The organism is Achromobacter sp. SX5 (genome assembly GCF_056711425.1).
Genome location: NZ_CM160041.1, coordinates 3,105,472 through 3,122,330 on the forward strand (window position 1 = coordinate 3,105,472; position 16,859 = coordinate 3,122,330).

The window sequence follows — 16,859 nt, forward strand, 5'->3', positions numbered from 1 at the left end:
TCATGGCCGCGCCTTAGAAGCGGTGGCGGATACCCACGATACCCACGGTGCTCTTGACGCCGTCGATGAAGGCGTAGTCGGTGGCGTACGAGGCCAAGGCGTACAGATTGGTGCGCTTGGACAGGTTGTAGGTATAGCCCAGGCTGTAGACGTTCATGGTCGCGTCGTCGCCGGTCAGCGCATCGCTGTCCGGATCGGCGCGCTGCCACGAGGCCAACAGGTTGCTGGCGCCGCCCAGCGGCACGCTCAGGCCGACCAGGTAGGAATTGGCCTTGAAGCCGGACGCGGCCACGTTGCTGCTGAAGCCCTTGGCTTCGGGGCTGCCGCTGCCGAAGGCGTTGATGCCCTGGCCGGTGAACCAGCCGTCGCGCGTCTGGCCGTAGGCCAGCGCCAGCTTCAGCACTTCGAAGTCATACGAGCCGCCCACGATCCACGACTTCGGCGTGGCGTCGGTGTTCAGCTGGTTGGCCGGATTGAGCTGGTCGTAGGTCACGGCCAGGTTCAGCGGGCCGCTGACGTAGCGCAGGCCGGTGGTGATGGCGCGCGTGTTGTCGGCGGTCTTGAAACCGGTCTGGGCGCTGGTCGTGTCCGAGGCGTTGAACGAGTAGCCGACGCCGAACTGCAGGCCGCTGAACGACGGGGTCGAGTACTGCACCATGTTGTCGTAGCGGACCGTGTTGGCGGCGCTGAAGGCCACGCCCACGTTGGCCTGGCCGTAGCTGGCGCCGAACGGATCGATCGCGCCGAAGTACTTCGAAGCGATGTTGGTCTGGCGGCCCAGTTCCAGCTTGCCCCACGAATCGCTTTGCAGGCCGATGGTGGCCTGGCGGCCGAACAGGCGGCCGCTCTGGCCCGACAGGCCGTTGCCCGAGTTGAAGCCGCTTTCCAGCGTGAACACGGCGCGCAGGCCGTCGCCCAGGTCTTCGCTGCCGCGCAGGCCCCAGCGCGAGCCGCTGGACACGCCGTTGACCATGCCGACCTTGGATTCGTGGTAGTTGTCGCCCTTGATGCGCTGGTAGCCCAGGCCCGTGTCGATCAGGCCGTACAACGTCACCGAGGTTTCCGCCTGTGCCGTTGCGCCGAACGCGCCCAGGATGGCGGCGGCGAACAAAGTCTTTTTCATTGCAAATTCCCGTTGATTGAACAGACCATGAGCAGGTTGCTTCGCATCGCGGGCGACGTCCCCGGCACATGGTTGCAGCGAATTCTAGGGACGCAATGTGTCAATTCGTTATGCGCAAGCCCGGATTTGCCCTGAGCGACACAAATCGGGACATATTGTGGCCGGCAGCCCACACCGCCCAAAAAATGGGGCCCGTACACATGGCTGCAACGCGGACGTGCATGCCGCAATGAAAATCGCCCCTTGCGGGGCGATCGGGTTTGTCTCCTTGCCTCCTCGGGGCGCGTCCGGGGACGCGCCGCCGAAGCCGGTATCAGGGATAGAGGCCGCGCACCTGGCGCGCCTGCAGAATGCGCGTGCAGGCGACGATGAACGCCGCCGTGCGCAGCGTGACCTTGTGCTCGCGCGCCACCTGCGACACGGCCGCGTAGGCCTCGCGCATGATGCGTTCGAGACGCAGGTTGATCTCGTCCTCGCTCCAGAAGAAGCTGGAGAAGTCCTGCACCCATTCGAAGTAGCTGACGGTCACGCCGCCGGCGTTGGCCAGCACGTCCGGCACCACGTACACGCCATGTTCGGCCAGGATGTCGTCGGCCTCCGGCGTGGTCGGGCCGTTGGCGCCTTCGACCACGATCTTGGCGCGCACCTTGGGCGCGTTTTCGGCGGTGATCTGGCTTTCCAGGGCGGCCGGGATCAGGAATTCGGTTTCCAGCGTCCAGAATTCGTCCTTGTCCATGGCCTGCCCGCCGGAGAAGCCGCCCACGCCGCCGTGCTGCGACACGTGCGAGAGCAGCTTGTGCACGTCCAGGCCTTCGGCGTTGTGCACCGTGCCGGTGTGGTCCTGCGCGGCGATGACCTTGGCGCCGGCTTCATGGAACAGGCGGGCGGCGGTGCCGCCCACGTTGCCGAAGCCCTGCACCACCACGCGCGCCTTGGAGACGTCGATGTTCAGGTCGCGGGCGGCTTCGCAGCCCACCACGAACACGCCGCGGCCCGTGGCTTCGACCCGGCCCAGGCTGCCGCCCAGCGCGATCGGCTTGCCGGTGACCACGCCGGTGGCGGTGGCGCCTTCGTTCATGGAGTACGTGTCCATCATCCAGGCCATGGTCTGGGCGTTGGTGTTCACGTCGGGCGCGGGAATGTCCTTGGACGGCCCGATGATGACGCCGATCTCGGAGGTGTAGCGGCGCGTGATGCGCTCGAGCTCGGATTGCGACAGTTTGCGCGGGTCGACGCGCACGCCGCCCTTGGCGCCGCCGTACGGCAGGTTGACCGCGGCGTTCTTGATCGACATCCAGGCCGCCAGCGCCATCACCTCGGACAGCGTCACGTCCTGGTGGAAACGCACGCCGCCCTTGCCCGGGCCGCGCGAGGTGTTGTGCTGGACGCGGTAGCCCTCGAAGTGGGCGACGCTGCCGTTGTCGAGCTCGATCGGCACGTCGACGATCAGCGAACGCTTCGGGCGCTTCAGGGTTTCGACCCACCGCGCCAGAGAACCGAGATACGGGGTGACCCGATCGACTTGTTGCAGGTAATTACCCCAGGGGCCGAGGTCATCGGCATTCAGGTACGACGGCAAGGCGTGGGTGGGAGTTTGAGACATGAGCATGCTCTCCTGACTGAGTTGCGCCATTTTATCCACGAAAAATATAGCGTCCCCAATTTAATATGAAAAATATTTAATGGGGACATATTTGTGTTGCGGATGTCGAACGGGTCGCAAGCCCGGACCTGATCTGGTCCTATCCTAAGCCGCCACACTGCGCCCGTCCAGCCCGATGCCCTGCCCGCCGCGACCCCGGGGCGCCAATGCAAAAAGGCGGCTTTCCCGAAAGAAAGCCGCCTCCCGAAGCGAGCCCGCCCGGCCGTCAGTCCGCAAGCAGCTGCCAGGCCAGCCGCGCGGCCGCGCGCGCGCCGTGGCCGTCGATGTCGAAGGCCGGGTTGTATTCGGCCATGTCGGCCAGGCGCAGCTTGCCGCTGGCCTTGACCCGCAGCGCGATTTCCTCGACCACCGGCAGCGGCACGCCATAGGGCGCGGGCGCAGAGACGCCCGGCATGACGGCGGCCGGCAGCACGTCCAGGTCTATGGTCAGGTAGACGTGGGCAGCCCCGCGCAGCTGGCCGTCCACGTCGGCCAGCCTGGCCTCCAGGTGCCGCTCCTGCATCTCGCGGTCCTCGACCCAGAAGGCCCCGGTCTCGGCGGCCCGGGCATACAGCGCCGGCGTGTTGGCCAGCCGCGAAACGCCGAGGCAGGCGTATTGCAGCGACTGGCCGCGCGCCTCGCAGTCGCGCAGGATCTGGTCGAAAGGCGTGCCCGAACTGCCCGGCCGTCCGGTGCGCAGGTCGAAATGCGCGTCCAGGTTCAGCACCAGCACCGGGCCGGCATCGGCGCGCGCCTGCAGCCAGCGGGCCAGGCCCTGGAAGCTGCCCCAGGCGATCTCGTGGCCGCCGCCCAGCACCACCGGACGCGCCCCCTGCCCCAGCAGCTCCGCCACGCGCAGACCCAGACGCTCCTGGGCCTCTTCCAGGCGGTCGCCCTTGCACACCACGTCGCCGGCGTCCAGCAGGCGCGCCAGCCCGTGCGCGGGCAGCCCGGCCAGGAATTTGCGGATGCCGGCCGGCCCGCCGGCGGCGCCGACGCGGCCCTGGTTGCGCGCCACGCCGGCGTCGCAGGCAAAGCCCAGCAGCACCGCTTCGCCGTCGCGCACTTCCTGCCCGGCGGCCGGCGCCACGATGTGCGCCAGGCGCCGCGTATCGCCCTGTTCGGCGCTGTCGTCGCGCGCCTTCCACAGGCTTTTGTCGAATTCTCCGGTCGTCATGTCTCGCGCTCCCGGCGACGCGGCGTCAAGGCGCTGCGGGCTCGTCGTAATTGTTCAGCTTCAGGCCCGAGACGCCTTGGACGGCGCCCGGCGATGCCGCCGGAGCCTGCGCTTCGGCCGCCGGCGCGGGCGCGGTCGCGGCTGGTGCCTCGGCGGCAGGCGCGGCCTCCACCCCCGCGCGGCGCTTGCTGCGGGCTTCGTCCTGCTGCGCGATCAGCTTGTCCAGCTGCGCGGCCAGCGCGGTGGATTTGCCGGTACGGGCCCAGTCGGCCGCGGTCTGGCCCTTGGTGTCGCGGGTGCCCACGTCGGCGCCGGATTTCAGCAGCAGCTCGACCATGGGCCTGCGGCCCGACAGCGCGGCCATCATCAGCGGCGTCTCGCCGTTGGGCGCGGGCGCGTTGGGCATGGCGTGCTGCGCCAGCAGCAGGCGCGCCATCTCCATCTGCCCCTTGGAGGCCGCGTAATGCAGCGGCGTCCAGCCCAGGCGGTTGACCTTGGCGCCGCGCGCGATGAGCTTTTTGGCCCGGTCGGTCTGCCCGACGATGGCCAGGTACATCAGCGGCGTCTCGCCCGCGGGGTTCTCCGCATTCACGTCGGTGCGCTTGTCGGCCGCCAGCACGTCGAACACCTTCCAGGCGCCGTCGACCACCGCGCGCATCAGCGCCGGCTGGCCGTTCTTGTAGCGCACGTTGGGATCGGCGCCCTGCTTGAGCAGGTCGCGGATATCGTCGGGATAGTCGTTGGCGACATAGACCCACCAGTCGCCGGGATTGGCCGCCTGCGCGCCCGGCGCGGCCAGCCCGAGCGCCAGCGCCAGCAGCGCGGCGCGGCTGCACGTCAACACGGTCCGATGAGCGGAAGCGACACTGATAGCCATGGATATCCTAGAATTTACTTTAAATAAAATAGATTCAATTATTTCTTTATCTTATTGAAAAGACGGAAGAAATTATCGGTCGATGCACGCGCCACCTCGGCCACCGGTATGCCTCGCAGGTCCGCGATCTTCTCGGCCACGTGAATGACCTTGGACGGATCGTTGAGCTTGCCGCGGTACGGCACCGGCGCCAGGTACGGCGAATCGGTTTCGATCAGCAGGCGGTCCAGCGGCACCTTGGCGGCGACTTCATGCACCACCTGGGCGTTCTTGAACGTGACGATGCCCGACAGCGAAATATAGAAGTTCTGGTCCAGCGCGGCCTGGGCCACTTCCCAGTTCTCGGTGAAGCAGTGCATCACCCCGCCCACCTCGGCCGCCTGCTCTTCGCGCAGCACGCGCACCGTGTCCTCGGCCGAGGCCCGGGTATGCACGATGAGCGGCAGGCCGGTCTCGCGCGCGGCCCGGATATGGCAGCGGAAACGCTCGCGCTGCCAGTCCAGCGGCTCCGACAGGCGGTAGTAGTCGAGTCCGGTCTCGCCGATGGCCACGACCTTGGGATTCGCCGACAGGCGCACCAGTTCGTCCACGGACGGGTCCGGCGTGTCTTCGTAATCGGGATGCACGCCCACCGAGGCCCACAGATTGGGCTGCGGTTCGACCAGCGACATCAGCGAGGGCCATTCGGACATGTTGACGCTGACGACCAGCGCATGGGTCACCTGGTTGGCGGCCATGCGCTCGAGGATGGCGGGCAGATCGGCGGCGAGCTCCGGAAAGTTCAGATGGCAGTGAGAATCGACGTACATGGTGAATCGGATAAAGGACCGCGGCGCCCCGCCCGCAGCCGGGCAAAGCGCCACCGGATCAAGGGCTTACGCCTGGCAGGATAGCACCACGCGCTGCAGGGCGGCGTGGGCGAACAGCTTGGCGTTCAAGGGATGGGTGGCCAGGGCGCGCTGACGCGTGAGCCAGCGCGCGCCCTCGGCCACCTTGACCGGGTTCATGCGTTTTGCGACCTGCGCGACGCCCTCGGCCAGCGACGGGAAATACCGGGCGGGCGCGCCCGCGCCGGCCAGCATCAGGTCGGTGTACAGGCGCTGCAAGGCGTCGATCCATTCGCTGGCCGCCACCTTCTCCAGGGACTCGGCCAGGGTGCCCACGTCGGGCGCCTGGCCGCTGGCCAGCGGCGCGATCAGCTGCCCCAGCCAGGCCGGGCAGGCGGTGGCGCCCGACTGCGCCAGGCGCAGCGCGGCCAGCGGGGCGCCGCCGGCGGCCGCCAGCCATTCGCGCGCCGGCTCGACGTTCTGCCCGCGCAGCCATTGCAGGGCCGTATCCGGATCGGGCGCCGGCAGCGGCAGGCGCCGGCAGCGCGACACCAGCGTGGGCAGCAGGCGGTCCGGCGCGTCGGCCACGAGCAGGAAAACCGTGTGCGGCGGCGGCTCTTCCAGCACCTTGAGCAAGGCGTTGGACGACACCACGTTGAGCGCGTGGGCCGGATACAGCAGCGCCACGCGCCAGCCGCCGCGGTGCGTGGCGGTGTTGAACCAGGACTCCAGCGAGCGGATCTGGTCGATGCGGATTTCCTTGGACGGCGCGCGCTTGCTGGCGCCGGCGGCCGGCTCCGCGTCTTCGGCGGGCTCGGCGGCGTCGGCACCCTCCTCCAGCGCGATGGCCTCGGGCCGGATGCGGCGCAGGTCGGGATGGTTGCCGCTGGCGAACCAGGCGCACGCGGCGCAGCGTCCGCAGGCCAGGCCGTGCTCGGGCGCCTCGCACAGCAGGCTGGCGGCCGCGGCCACCGCGAAGTCCAGCTTGCCGATGCCGGCCAGGCCATGCACCAGCCAGGCATGGGCGAAACGGTCGCGGTCGCCCAGCCAGGCGCGCGCCGTGTCCATCTGCCACGGCAGGAACTGCGGCGCGTTGGAGACCGCGCCGTCGCCGCCCTGCGCGGCCGCGTCCTGAGCGTTGCGGGCGGCGTTCATGCCGCCTGCTCCAGCAGTTCGCGCAGCCCGGCCTCGAGCCGGGCGCGTACCTCGGCGATCGGGCGCGTCGAATCGACGATGCGGATGCGGTCCGGTTCGGCGGCCGCGCGCGCATGGTAGGCCGCGCGGGTGCGTTCGAAAAAGGCCGCGCCCTCGCGCTCGAAACGGTCCGGCTCGCGCGAGTCGGCCAGCCGCGCCCGCGCCACTTCCAGCGGCACGTCGAACAGCCAGGTGCGGTCGGGCCGGCCCGCCTGCATCCAGTCTTCCAGCGCGGCCACGCGCCCGGCGCCCAGGCCGCGCCCGCCGCCCTGGTAGGCGTAGCTGGCGTCGGTGTAGCGGTCGCACACGACCCAGGCCCCGCGCGCCAGCGCCGGCTCGATCACCTGGCGCAGGTGCTCGCAGCGGGCCGCGAACATCAGCAGGGTCTCGGTGTCCAGCCCCATGGGATCGGCCAGCAGCAAGGCGCGCAGCTTCTCGCCCAGCGGCGTGCCGCCCGGTTCGCGCGTGGACACCACCTCCAGGCCCTGCGCGCGCAGGAAGTCGGCGATCCAGACGGTATGCGTGCTCTTGCCCGCGCCGTCGACGCCCTCCAGCGTAATGAAGCGTCCACGCGAGGTCATTGGTCTGGTCCTTGTTCGGGTTCTGGTGCGGGGGGTTGTGCGGCTTGCTGCGCGGCCGGTTCGGGGCCGGGCGCGGCATTGCGGCCCTGGCCCAGGACGTAGCGCGAGACATTGCGGTTGTGCTCGGACAGGCTGGCCGAGAATTCGCTGGTCCCGTTGCCGCGCGACACGAAGTACAGGAATTTGTGCTGCTCGGGCTGCACCGCGGCCAGCAGCGCCGCCCGGCCGGCCGCCGCGATGGGCGTGGGCGGCAGGCCCGGGCGCGTATAGGTGTTCCACGGCGTGTCGGTCTGCAGGTCGCGCTTGCGGATGCGGCCCTGGTAGGCCTCGCCCATGCCGTAGATCACGGTGGGATCGGTCTGCAGCAGCATTCCGACCTTCAGGCGGTTGGTGAACACGCCGGCCACGCGGCGGCGGTCCGGACCGTGGCCGGTTTCCTTTTCGACGATGGAGGCCAGCACCAGCGCCTCGTAGGCGGTCTTGACCGGCAGGTCGGGCTGGCGCTGGGCCCAGGTGTCCTGCAGGATGCGCTGGCCTTCCTCGTACGCGCGGCGCAGCAGGTCGAAGTCGGTGCTGCCCGGCGTGAAGATGTAGGTGTCGGGGAAGAACAGCCCTTCCGGATGCTTGATGGAAGAGCCCAGGCGCTCCATCAGCGCCTCGTCGGAGACGCCGTCCAGCGTCTGTTTGACGTCGGGATTGGCGCGCAGCGCCTGGCGGATCTGGCGATAGGTCCAGCCTTCCACGAAAGTGATCTGGCGCTGCGTCATGTCGCCGCGGGCCAGGCGCTGCAGCAGGCGCCACGGCGAGTCGCCATTATGGGCCTGGTAGCCGCCGGCCTTCATCTGCTTGTCCAGTTCGGACAGCCGCGCCATCCAGACGAAACCCGGCTCCCACACCGGCACGCCGGCCTGGTTCAGCGTGCGCGCGACGGTGCGCGGGCTGCTGCCCGGGTCCACCACGAAATCGATCTTGTCGGCCGCCAGCGGGATGGGGCGGTGCATCCAGTACCAGGCCGAGCCGACCGCGCCCGCGGCGGCCAGCACGACCAGCAGGAAGAACCACAAGACGTAAAAAAAGAGTCGCTTCTTCATAAGTCCCGGAAGTTTAATTGATCGCGCGGCCCTGTCGCGCCAAAAGCGGGGCCGGAGCGCGCCGTCCGTCCCTGCGCGCGGCGCGGGCATGGCCCTGCCCCGAGGGGAAGGCGGCTATCATCTGCACTTTGATGATGCGATAACGCCGCCGCCATGCATGCTTTCTATTCTTCGATTCCCGCGCGCGCCGAAGGTTGCGCGCAATGCGCGCCGCTCGATGATTTCCAGGTCTTCGCCGCCTCCGGCGCCGACGCCCTCACCTTCCTGCACGGCCAGCTGACCCAGGACGTCACCGGCCTGCCCGCCGACGCCGCCCGCCTGGCCGGCTACTGCACGGCCAAGGGCCGGTTGCTGGCCACGCTGGTGATGTGGCTGGCGCCCGCCGCGCAAACCGACGACGCCCCCCGGCTCTACGGCCTGGTGCGCCAGGACCTGGCCCAGGCCCTCCTCAAGCGCCTGTCGATGTTCGTGCTGCGCGCCAAGGTCAAGCTGGCGCCCGCGCCGCTGTCCGTGGCCGGCGTGCTGGCCACGGCCGAACAGGCCGCCGCGCTGGAAGCCGCCGCCGGCGCGCTGCCGCGCACGCCGTGGCAGCGCGCGGAACTCCCCTCCGGCACCTGGATCGCCGCGCCCTCGGCCGACGCGCGGCTGCGCTGGTGGTGGATCGCCTCTGACGAGCAGCTGCAGCAGTCGGGCGCGCTGGCCGAGGTCCTCGGACTGGCGCCGGCCGCGCAATGGCATGCCGCCGACCTGGCCGCGGGCATCCCGTGGATCACCGCCGCCACGCAGGACGTTTTCATTCCGCAGACGGTCAACCTGGACCTGATCGAAGGCGTCAGCTTCACCAAGGGCTGTTATCCCGGCCAGGAAGTGGTGGCGCGCAGCCATTACCGCGGCACGGTCAAGCGGCGCATGGCGTACGGCACCGTCGCCGGCGCCGAGGGCGCGTCGCTGGCCGGTCAGGACGTCTACGACGCCAGCCAGCCCGGCGAGCCCACCGGCCGCATCGTCGATGCCGCCAGCGCGCAGGGCGTGGTCTCGGTGCTGTTCGAAACCACGCTGGCGGCGCTGCCGCAAGGCGACCTGCGCCTGGGCGCGGCCGACGGCCCGCGCATCGCGCCCGCCGACCTGCCTTATTCCATCACGCCCTAGACCGCCACCCCGAACAGCGCGCCGACCCCCGCGGTCGCCGCCATCGCCAGGGCGCCCAGGATCGTCACCCGCAGCGCGGCCGGTCCCTTGGGCGCGCCCCCGGCGCCGGCGGCCAGCGCCCCCAATCCGGCCAGACAGGCCACCGACGCGCCTATGACCCAGCCCACCAGCTGCGGCAGGGGCGCCACCGCCGCCACCACCAGCGGCAGCGCCGCGCCGCCGGCGAACGACACGGCCGAAGCCACCGCGGCCTGCACCGGCCGCGCGCGGTTGTGCACGGAGATGCCCAGTTCGTCGCGCGCATGCGCGTCGAGCGCGTCGTGGCTGGTCAGCTGGCCGGCCACCTGCGCCGCCAGGTCGCGGGTCAGGCCGCGCGAGACATAGATATCGATCAGTTCGGCCAGTTCCTCGCTGGAATTGCGCTTGAGCGAGCGCTGCTCCAGCCGCAGGTCGGCGGCCTCGGTGTCGGCCTGGGACCGCACCGACACGTATTCGCCGGCGGCCATGGACAGCGCCCCGGCCACCAGGCCGGCCAGCCCGGAAGTCAGGATGGCGCCGTGCGAGGCCTGCGCGGCCGCGACGCCGGAGATCAGGCTGGCCGTGGAAACGATGCCGTCGTTGGCGCCCAGCACCGCGGCGCGCAGCCAGTTGGCGCGGAAAATCCGATGATGTTCTCTAGGAGGCATTGCCAGATACCCATGCTACGCGCGACAAACCTTGCGGCGGCCCTCGTGTGGACGGGTCCGCCGCAAGCAGGATTCAGCGCGGCGTCACGCGCACCGCGGTAAGCAAGCCTATCACGCAAAGCGTGGCCTGCTCGCCTTCGTAGGCATGCACTTCGACCTGGCAGATCGACAGGCGCTTGCCGGGCTTGACCACGCGGCCGCTGGCCACGTAGCGATCGCCCTTCGCGGGCGCCAGGAAGTTCATCTTGAACTCCGAGGTCAGCACGTCCTCGCCGGGTTCGAACAGCGTGTAGGCGGCGTAGCCGCCGGCGCTGTCGGCGATGGTGGTGGAAATGCCCGCGTGCAGGAAGCCGTTCTGCTGGCACAGATCGGCCCGGTACGGCAGGACGATGTCGACCCGCCCCGGCTCCACCACGTCCAGGTCCGCGCCCAGCAGCGCCATGATGCTCTGCCGGGCGAAGCTGGCCTGGACCCGCGAGGCCGGGCAGTCCGATGCCTGGGGCTGCGCCATGTCAGTCCGGCTCGCGCTTGAGCAGGTTGACGATGCTGGAGAAGTCCAGCCGGCCCGAGCCGCCGGCGCTGTGCAGCGAATACAGGTTGCGCGCCAGTTCGCCCAGCGGGATCGAGGCGCGCGCCGACAGCGCCGCCTCGGCCGCCAGGCCCAGGTCCTTGAGCATCAGGTCCACGCCGAAGCCGCCGGCATAACCCTTGGAGGCCGGGGCGTGATCCATCACGCCGGGCCAGGGGTTGTAGAGTTCGGTGGCCCAGTTGCGGCCCGAGCTCTTGGCGATGATGTCCGACAGCACCTTCGGGTCCAGCCCGTTGGCCACGCCCAGCGCCAGCGCTTCGGACGTGCCGGCCATCAGGATGCCCAACAGCATGTTGTTGCAGATCTTGGCCACCTGGCCGGCGCCCGCCGGACCCGCGTGAAAGATGTTCTTGCCCATCTTCTCCAGGATCGGCCGGGCGCGCTCCAGCGCCGCGGCCTGGCCGCCGACGATGAAGGTCAGCGTGCCCGCGGCCGCCCCGCCGGTGCCGCCGGACACCGGCGCGTCGATCATCGCCACGCCGCGCGCCTCGGCGGCCTGGGCCACCTTGCGCGCCGAGTCCGGCGCGATGGTGCTGCATTCGATGACCAGCGCGCTGGAGGAAATCTTGCCCAGCAGGTCGCCGTCCAGGTACAGCCCTTCGACGTGCTTGCTGGCCGGCAGCATCGAGATCACCACCTCGGCGCCCTGCACCGCCTCGGCGGCGGAAGCGGCGGCCTTGGCGCCGGCGTCGGTCAGCGCCTTGACGGCCGCCGGCACCAGGTCGAAGACCGTCAGGCTGTGGCCGGCCTTGACCAGGTTCAATGCCATGGGCGCGCCCATATTGCCCAATCCGATAAACGCGATACTGCTCATGATGTCTTGTCTCCTGTTGCTGCTGCTATAGGTGTGAAATCATCGTGTGCTGCGTGGCGGGCCGACCGGCGCCGGGACGGGACGCGACTAGCGCCCTTGCTGTCCCAGGTCCGCCAGCGGATGCGGCTCGCCTTCGGGCCAGGGGTCTTCGAAGAACTTCTCGACCCAGGCCTCGCTGGCCTCCTGCAACGTGGCCGGATTCCAGCGCGGCTTCTTGTCCTTGTCGATCAGCAGCGCGCGTATGCCTTCGGCGAAATCGCCGTGCGCGGTGCAGGCCAGCGCCGCGATGTATTCGGCGCGCAGCACGTCTTCCAGCGAACGCGCCCGCATGCGCTGCTGCAGCGCGAACGACAGGCGCACCGAGCCCGGCGAGCCCGCCAGCATCGTCGCCGCGGCGCGCGCCAGCCACGGGTCCTCGTGGTCTTTCAGCGCGGCCAGCTCCTCGTGGATGTCGTCGAGCCGGTTGCCGCTGCACAGGCTGTTGATCAGGAACGAATGCTGGCGCAGCGGGCCCGGTTCGAGCGGGGTCTGCGGCTCCAGCGCGGCCAGCGCGCGGCGCAGCAGGCCGTCGTTGATGGAGCGCGGCGCCATGCCGTCGTCGGCCGCGCCGGCCCAGGGCTGTTCCTGCAGCGATTCCAGCAGCCTGGGCCAGTCGGCGTGGTTCAGGCGGAAGTCCGCCAGCCCCGCGAAAAAGGCGTCGGACGTGTTCATGTTGGCGCCGGTCAGCGCCAGGAACAGGCCGGTGCGCCCCGGCATGCGGTTCAGCAGCCAGCTGCCGCCCACGTCCGGGAACAGGCCGATGGTGACTTCCGGCATCGCCAGCCGCGAGGTCTCGCTGACCACGCGGTGGCTGGCGCCCATCATCAGGCCGATGCCGCCGCCCATGACGATGCCGTGGCCCCAGCACAGCACCGGCTTGGGGTACGTGTGGATGCGGTAGTCAAGCCGGTACTCGTGCTCGAAGAAGCGCCGCGCGTAGGCGTTGTCGGAACCGGGCCGGCCCGCGTTCTCGCGCATGCTGCGGTACAGCCCGTGCAGGTCGCCGCCGGCGCAGAAGGCCTTTTCGCCGGCGCCCTGCAGCACCACCAGGACCACGCCCGGATCATTGGCCCAGGCATCGAGCTGCGCGGCCAGCGCATCCACCATCTCCAGCGACAGGCCGTTGAGGGTCTGCGGCGAATTCAGCGTCGCGATCCCGAAACGCGTTCCATTGGCAGCGGTTTTTTCTTCGAACAGCACCGGTGCGTTCATCTTATGTCGGCTCCTTTTTCCAACAATTGGCGGGCGACGATCACGCGCATGATCTCGTTGGTCCCTTCCAGAATCTGATGAACGCGAGTATCGCGCACCAGACGCTCCAAGGGATAGTCCCGCAGGTATCCGTAGCCGCCATGGATCTGCTGCGCGTCCAGGCAGATCTGGAAGCCCATGTCGGTGGCGAACCGCTTGGCCATGGCGCAGTAGGTGGCCGCATCGGGCGCGCCCGCGTCCAGCTTGCATGCGGCCAGGCGCACCATCTGGCGGGCCGCCACCAGGTGCGTGGCCATGTCGGCCAGTTTGAACTGCAGCGCCTGGAATTCGGCCAGGCGGCGGTTGAACTGGCGGCGCTCGTCCATGTAGCGGCGGGCGGCGTCCAGCGCGCCCTGGGCTGCGCCCACCGAGCAGGTGCCGATGTTGATGCGCCCGCCGTCCAGGCCCTTCATGGCGATCTTGAAGCCGTCGCCCTCCTGGCCCAGCATGTTGGCGGCCGGCACGCGCACGTTCTCGAACGTGATGGGACGCGTGGACTGGCTGTTCCAGCCCATTTTTTCTTCCTTGCGCCCGTAGCTGATGCCCTCGCTGTCGGCGGGGATGGCGAAGGCGCTGATGCCGCCGGCGCCCTCGCCGCCGGTGCGCGCCATCACCACCAGCAGGTCGGTGTCGCCGCCGCCGGAAATGAAGGCCTTGGCGCCGTTGACGATGTAGTCATCCCCCTGGCGCTGGGCGCGGGTCGACAGCGACGCGGCGTCCGAGCCCGCGCCGGGTTCGGTCAGGCAGTACGAGGCGAGCTTCTGGCCGCTGGCCAGCAGCGGCCCCCAGGCCTCGCGCAGGGCCGGCTGGCCCCAGTTGCCCACCATCCAGGTGGCCATGTTGTGTATGGTCAGGAAGGCCGTGGTGGACGGGTCGACCGCCGCCATTTCCTCGAACACGAGCGTGGCGTCCAGGCGCGGCAGCCCCAGGCCGCCGATGTCCTCGCTGGCGTAGATCGCGCAAAAGCCCATTTCGCCGGCCCGGGCGAAGGCCTCGCGCGGGAAGATGCCCTCGGCGTCCCAGCGCGCCGCGTTGGGGGCGAGTTCGCCCTCCGCGTAATCGCGCGCGGCCTGCGCGAAGGCCCGCTGTTCGTCGCTCAGTTCCAAATCCACAGCCTGTCTCCTGTAGTCGGTATTGTCTGCCGGCATTGCTGGCGGCGCCGGCCCCGGTATGTCGATTTTGACATGACGTTAACGTAAACGTAAGTCCGTAGCAACGCTAACTTGCGCTTCAGGGCGCCGGCCGCCGTTCCCTACAGCAGGCCGGCCGGGCGGATGCGTCCGTTCCTGGCGGTCTTGGCGCGCCGGTGCTCGGCGCGGCGGCGGCGCGATTCCTTGGGATCGAAGCTCAGGCCGCGGTAGATCTCGACGCGGTCGCCGTCGGCCAGCCGGGCCTGGGGCTCGGTGGCGCGGCCGAAGATGCCCACGCCGCGTTCCCAGGGCTGGACCACCGGAAAGGCCGCGGCGAAGCCGCTGGCCGCCAGCGCGTCGGCCACGGTGGCGCCGGCCGGCAGGCGCAGCTCCCGCATCCAGACGTGGCCCGGCAAGGCGTAGCAGACGCTGACGCTCAGACAGGCGGCGGCCGGCTCATTCGCCATACTTGGCCTGCGCGCGCTTGGTGAAGGAATCGATGAAGCTGGTGGCGATGCGGTTGAACACCGGCCCCACCACCATCTCCAGCGCCCGGTTCGAGAACGCGTATTCCAACGTGAACAGCACCTTGCAGGCGTCGTCGGCCAGCGGCTGGAACACCCAGTGCCCCACCAGGCTGGAGAACGGACCGTCCACCAGCTCCAGGTCGATGCGGTCGGGATAGGCATGGGTATTGCGCGTGGTGAAGCGCTGCTTCATGCCCGCGAAGCTGATCAGGATGGAAGCCTGCATGCCATGCTCGTCCCGCGTCTGCACCTCGGCGCCGCCGCACCAGGGCATGAACTCGGGGTACTTCTCCACGTCGGCGACCAGGTCGAACATCTGGGCGGCGCTGTAAGGTACCAGGACGGATCGTTGTACTTTGTGCATCGGCTATCGCAAATGGCTAGAATGGCGGGATTTTACCGGCACCGCCGGCACCCCGGCTAATCGAGGGCTACCCCGGTCGGCCAACCGGTCGGCCAAACGCGCCCCCAAGGCATTATGAGCATTATCGACAATCGCAAGGCCACGCACGACTATTTCATCGAAGACCGCTACGAGGCCGGCCTGGTGCTGCAAGGCTGGGAAGTCAAGGCGATCCGCGATGGCCGCGTGCAGCTCAAGGAAAGCTATGTCATCGTGCGCGACGGCGAGCTCTACCTCTTGGGCATGCACGTCAGTCCGCTGCCCACGGCCTCCACGCACATCCACCCCGACGCCATGCGCACGCGCAAGCTGCTGCTCAAGGCCGAGGAAATCAGCAAGCTGATCGGCAAGGTCGAGCAGCGCGGCTACACGCTGGTGCCGCTCAACCTGCATTACAAGAACGGGCGCATCAAGCTCGATTTCGCGCTGGGCCGCGGCAAGAAACTCTACGACAAGCGCGACACCGCGCGCGAAAAAGACTGGCAGCGCGAGAAAGAGCGCATGATGAAGCACGACACCCGCGCCCCGCGCCGCGGCAAGGACGACTGATTCAGGCGGCCGCGGGCAGCGGCGCCGGCTCGCCCTCGCCCGCCGGCCCCACGATGCGGTTGCGCCCCGCCGCCTTCGCGGCATAGAGCTTGCCGTCGGCGCGCTCGAAGAACGCCTGCAGGCCTTCGCCCGGCATCCATTCCGCCACGCCGGCGCTGAACGTATACGAAATCGAACTGCCGCCGTGCGCGCACGGCGTGCGCCGCACCGATTCCAGCAGGCGCGCCGCCACCTCCATCACCGCCTCGCTGCGCAGGTCGGGAAACAGCACCGCGAACTCCTCTCCGCCGACCCGGCCCACGTGATCGCCGGTGCGCAGCGTGGCCGTGGCCAGCAGGCCGAAGTGGCGCAGCACGGCGTCGCCGGCCGCATGGCCGCGCGTGTCGTTGATGCGCTTGAAATGATCGATGTCCAGCAACAGCAGCGACAGCGGACGGCGCGTGCGCAGCGCCTGCGCGCAATAGCGCTCGGCCTGCAGCCACCACGCCTTGCGCGACATCAGCCCGGTCAGGAAATCGGTGTTGGCCTCCTGCTCGCGCTCGGCCAGCATGCGGTCGTGGATGATCATGATGGTGCCCAGCGTCAGGCAAGGCATGGTCAGCACGCCCAGCGTCATGAACACGATGTTCCAGGCGGTGGGCACCAGCAGCGCCTGCGGCTCGGCGATGTCCAGCAGGTACACCACGGCGCGCGCGGCGCACACCAGGGCGGACGCCAGCGCCACCACGCGCACGAAGTGGTAGCTGTAGCGCGACCGGTTCGACGGCATGCCGCGTCCGACCGTCACGGCGATGGCCAGCATGAAGCCCGCCATCAGGATCGACATCGCCACCATGCGGGCCCCGGTCTGCGGCTCGATATACGTGTAGGCGGCCAGCACCAGCAGCGTGGCGCCGGCGCCCAGCGCCATGCGGCGCCTGGGCACCGGTTGCCCGACCAGCCGGCACAGGCCCGCGTAATAGGCGCAAAGCGCCAGGGCCACGGCCGCGTTGGCCAGGATCACCGAGATGAACAGGGGGCCGCCGACGGCCTGCAGCGAGAACGCGCCGAACGCCAGCAGCGTCAGCAGGCTGCTGCCTATGGTTTGCTTGATGCCGGCCATGCCGCTGCGCGCCAGCGAGCCGAGCACGCACAGCGCCAGCAGTCCCGCCAGCGCCGCCACCAATAGCAGGTTGACGGGAGCGATCATCGTCCGGGCGCCGGCAGGCGC

Annotated in this window: 18 protein-coding genes; 2 read left to right on the top strand and 16 right to left on the bottom strand. The window is 69.4% G+C overall.

Features of this window, described 5'->3' with window-relative positions; translation table 11 throughout:
- Positions 1–13: 13 nt before the first annotated feature.
- From AC1M14_RS14605 to mltG, 8 genes are all read right to left on the bottom strand, one after another.
- On the bottom strand, positions 14–1,123 hold the full coding sequence (locus AC1M14_RS14605) for a porin (protein WP_111825255.1): 1,110 nt from the start codon (positions 1,121–1,123) through the stop codon (positions 14–16).
- Positions 1,124–1,436: 313 nt separating this feature from the next.
- The gene (locus AC1M14_RS14610; RefSeq protein WP_102770983.1) at positions 1,437–2,726 is read right to left on the bottom strand and encodes a Glu/Leu/Phe/Val family dehydrogenase; all 1,290 of its coding nucleotides are present in this window, start codon (positions 2,724–2,726) and stop codon (positions 1,437–1,439) included.
- A 265-nt stretch (positions 2,727–2,991) separates the two neighbouring features.
- Positions 2,992–3,942 carry a formimidoylglutamase gene (hutG, locus tag AC1M14_RS14615; RefSeq protein WP_479729887.1) on the bottom strand — a complete coding sequence of 317 codons (951 nt, stop codon included), beginning with the start codon at positions 3,940–3,942 and terminating at the stop codon, positions 2,992–2,994.
- Between the two features lie 25 nt (positions 3,943–3,967).
- Entirely contained in the window at positions 3,968–4,819 is an 852-nt protein-coding gene (locus AC1M14_RS14620) for an ankyrin repeat domain-containing protein (protein ID WP_479729888.1), read from the bottom strand.
- Between the two features lie 38 nt (positions 4,820–4,857).
- Positions 4,858–5,628, bottom strand: coding sequence for a TatD family hydrolase (locus AC1M14_RS14625; protein ID WP_479729889.1), 771 nt, complete (start codon positions 5,626–5,628; stop codon positions 4,858–4,860).
- 66 nt (positions 5,629–5,694) lie between these two features.
- Complete coding sequence (gene holB, locus AC1M14_RS14630) at positions 5,695–6,714, bottom strand: DNA polymerase III subunit delta' (protein ID WP_479731807.1); 1,020 nt, start codon at positions 6,712–6,714, stop codon at positions 5,695–5,697.
- A gap of 83 nt (positions 6,715–6,797) precedes the next feature.
- Positions 6,798–7,421: a dTMP kinase gene (gene tmk / locus AC1M14_RS14635; RefSeq protein WP_102770979.1), complete on the bottom strand. Its 624-nt coding sequence runs from the start codon at positions 7,419–7,421 to the stop codon at positions 6,798–6,800.
- Complete coding sequence (gene mltG / locus AC1M14_RS14640; protein ID WP_111825258.1) at positions 7,418–8,512, bottom strand: endolytic transglycosylase MltG; 1,095 nt, start codon at positions 8,510–8,512, stop codon at positions 7,418–7,420. The genes tmk and mltG overlap by 4 nt, the downstream gene beginning before the upstream one ends.
- A gap of 153 nt (positions 8,513–8,665) precedes the next feature.
- Here mltG and ygfZ point away from each other — a divergent pair, with 153 nt between their 5' ends.
- Entirely contained in the window at positions 8,666–9,661 is a 996-nt protein-coding gene (gene ygfZ, locus AC1M14_RS14645) for a CAF17-like 4Fe-4S cluster assembly/insertion protein YgfZ (RefSeq protein ID WP_102770977.1), read from the top strand.
- On the opposite strand, the gene AC1M14_RS14650 is transcribed toward ygfZ, so the two are convergent.
- The 7 genes from AC1M14_RS14650 to AC1M14_RS14680 all read right to left on the bottom strand — a co-directional run bounded on the left by AC1M14_RS14650 (position 9,658) and on the right by AC1M14_RS14680 (position 15,061).
- Complete coding sequence (locus AC1M14_RS14650; RefSeq protein WP_102770976.1) at positions 9,658–10,347, bottom strand: VIT1/CCC1 transporter family protein; 690 nt, start codon at positions 10,345–10,347, stop codon at positions 9,658–9,660. The genes ygfZ and AC1M14_RS14650 overlap by 4 nt on opposite strands.
- Positions 10,348–10,420: 73 nt before the next feature.
- Entirely contained in the window at positions 10,421–10,858 is a 438-nt protein-coding gene (locus AC1M14_RS14655; protein ID WP_111825260.1) for a PaaI family thioesterase, read from the bottom strand.
- A gap of 1 nt (position 10,859) precedes the next feature.
- Complete coding sequence (gene mmsB, locus AC1M14_RS14660; RefSeq protein WP_102770974.1) at positions 10,860–11,750, bottom strand: 3-hydroxyisobutyrate dehydrogenase; 891 nt, start codon at positions 11,748–11,750, stop codon at positions 10,860–10,862.
- A gap of 87 nt (positions 11,751–11,837) precedes the next feature.
- Entirely contained in the window at positions 11,838–13,001 is a 1,164-nt protein-coding gene (locus tag AC1M14_RS14665; protein WP_479729890.1) for an enoyl-CoA hydratase/isomerase family protein, read from the bottom strand.
- A complete protein-coding gene (locus tag AC1M14_RS14670; protein WP_102770972.1) occupies positions 12,998–14,152 on the bottom strand; it encodes an acyl-CoA dehydrogenase family protein in 1,155 nt (384 codons plus the stop codon). Before AC1M14_RS14670 ends, AC1M14_RS14665 begins: the two co-directional genes overlap by 4 nt.
- A gap of 140 nt (positions 14,153–14,292) precedes the next feature.
- The gene (locus AC1M14_RS14675) at positions 14,293–14,637 is read right to left on the bottom strand and encodes an RnfH family protein (RefSeq protein WP_111825262.1); all 345 of its coding nucleotides are present in this window, start codon (positions 14,635–14,637) and stop codon (positions 14,293–14,295) included.
- Positions 14,627–15,061 (bottom strand): type II toxin-antitoxin system RatA family toxin, encoded by a 435-nt coding sequence (locus tag AC1M14_RS14680; RefSeq protein WP_102770970.1) that lies wholly within the window; start codon positions 15,059–15,061, stop codon positions 14,627–14,629. The genes AC1M14_RS14675 and AC1M14_RS14680 overlap by 11 nt, the downstream gene beginning before the upstream one ends.
- A 114-nt stretch (positions 15,062–15,175) precedes the next feature.
- On the opposite strand from AC1M14_RS14680, the gene smpB reads away from it, so the two are divergent.
- Positions 15,176–15,649 carry an SsrA-binding protein SmpB gene (gene smpB, locus AC1M14_RS14685; protein WP_102770969.1) on the top strand — a complete coding sequence of 158 codons (474 nt, stop codon included), beginning with the start codon at positions 15,176–15,178 and terminating at the stop codon, positions 15,647–15,649.
- Between the two features lies 1 nt (position 15,650).
- Here the strand turns inward: smpB and AC1M14_RS14690 are convergent, their stop codons facing one another.
- Entirely contained in the window at positions 15,651–16,838 is a 1,188-nt protein-coding gene (locus AC1M14_RS14690) for a GGDEF domain-containing protein (protein ID WP_479729891.1), read from the bottom strand.
- Positions 16,839–16,859 lie beyond the last annotated feature (21 nt).

Bases quoted from the DNA above. Each gene is read 5' to 3' on its own strand.
- AC1M14_RS14605 (WP_111825255.1), bottom strand. From the start codon at position 1,123: ATGAAAAAGACTTTGTTCGCCGCCGCCATCCTGGGCGCGTTCGGCGCA.
- AC1M14_RS14610 (WP_102770983.1), bottom strand. From the start codon at position 2,726: ATGTCTCAAACTCCCACCCACGCCTTGCCGTCGTACCTGAATGCCGAT.
- hutG (WP_479729887.1), bottom strand. From the start codon at position 3,942: ATGACGACCGGAGAATTCGACAAAAGCCTGTGGAAGGCGCGCGACGAC.
- AC1M14_RS14620 (WP_479729888.1), bottom strand. From the start codon at position 4,819: ATGGCTATCAGTGTCGCTTCCGCTCATCGGACCGTGTTGACGTGCAGC.
- AC1M14_RS14625 (WP_479729889.1), bottom strand. From the start codon at position 5,628: ATGTACGTCGATTCTCACTGCCATCTGAACTTTCCGGAGCTCGCCGCC.
- holB (WP_479731807.1), bottom strand. From the start codon at position 6,714: ATGGACACGGCGCGCGCCTGGCTGGGCGACCGCGACCGTTTCGCCCAT.
- tmk (WP_102770979.1), bottom strand. From the start codon at position 7,421: ATGACCTCGCGTGGACGCTTCATTACGCTGGAGGGCGTCGACGGCGCG.
- mltG (WP_111825258.1), bottom strand. From the start codon at position 8,512: ATGAAGAAGCGACTCTTTTTTTACGTCTTGTGGTTCTTCCTGCTGGTC.
- ygfZ (WP_102770977.1), top strand. From the start codon at position 8,666: ATGCATGCTTTCTATTCTTCGATTCCCGCGCGCGCCGAAGGTTGCGCG.
- AC1M14_RS14650 (WP_102770976.1), bottom strand. From the start codon at position 10,347: ATGCCTCCTAGAGAACATCATCGGATTTTCCGCGCCAACTGGCTGCGC.
- AC1M14_RS14655 (WP_111825260.1), bottom strand. From the start codon at position 10,858: ATGGCGCAGCCCCAGGCATCGGACTGCCCGGCCTCGCGGGTCCAGGCC.
- mmsB (WP_102770974.1), bottom strand. From the start codon at position 11,750: ATGAGCAGTATCGCGTTTATCGGATTGGGCAATATGGGCGCGCCCATG.
- AC1M14_RS14665 (WP_479729890.1), bottom strand. From the start codon at position 13,001: ATGAACGCACCGGTGCTGTTCGAAGAAAAAACCGCTGCCAATGGAACG.
- AC1M14_RS14675 (WP_111825262.1), bottom strand. From the start codon at position 14,637: ATGGCGAATGAGCCGGCCGCCGCCTGTCTGAGCGTCAGCGTCTGCTAC.
- AC1M14_RS14680 (WP_102770970.1), bottom strand. From the start codon at position 15,061: ATGCACAAAGTACAACGATCCGTCCTGGTACCTTACAGCGCCGCCCAG.
- smpB (WP_102770969.1), top strand. From the start codon at position 15,176: ATGAGCATTATCGACAATCGCAAGGCCACGCACGACTATTTCATCGAA.
- AC1M14_RS14690 (WP_479729891.1), bottom strand. From the start codon at position 16,838: ATGATCGCTCCCGTCAACCTGCTATTGGTGGCGGCGCTGGCGGGACTG.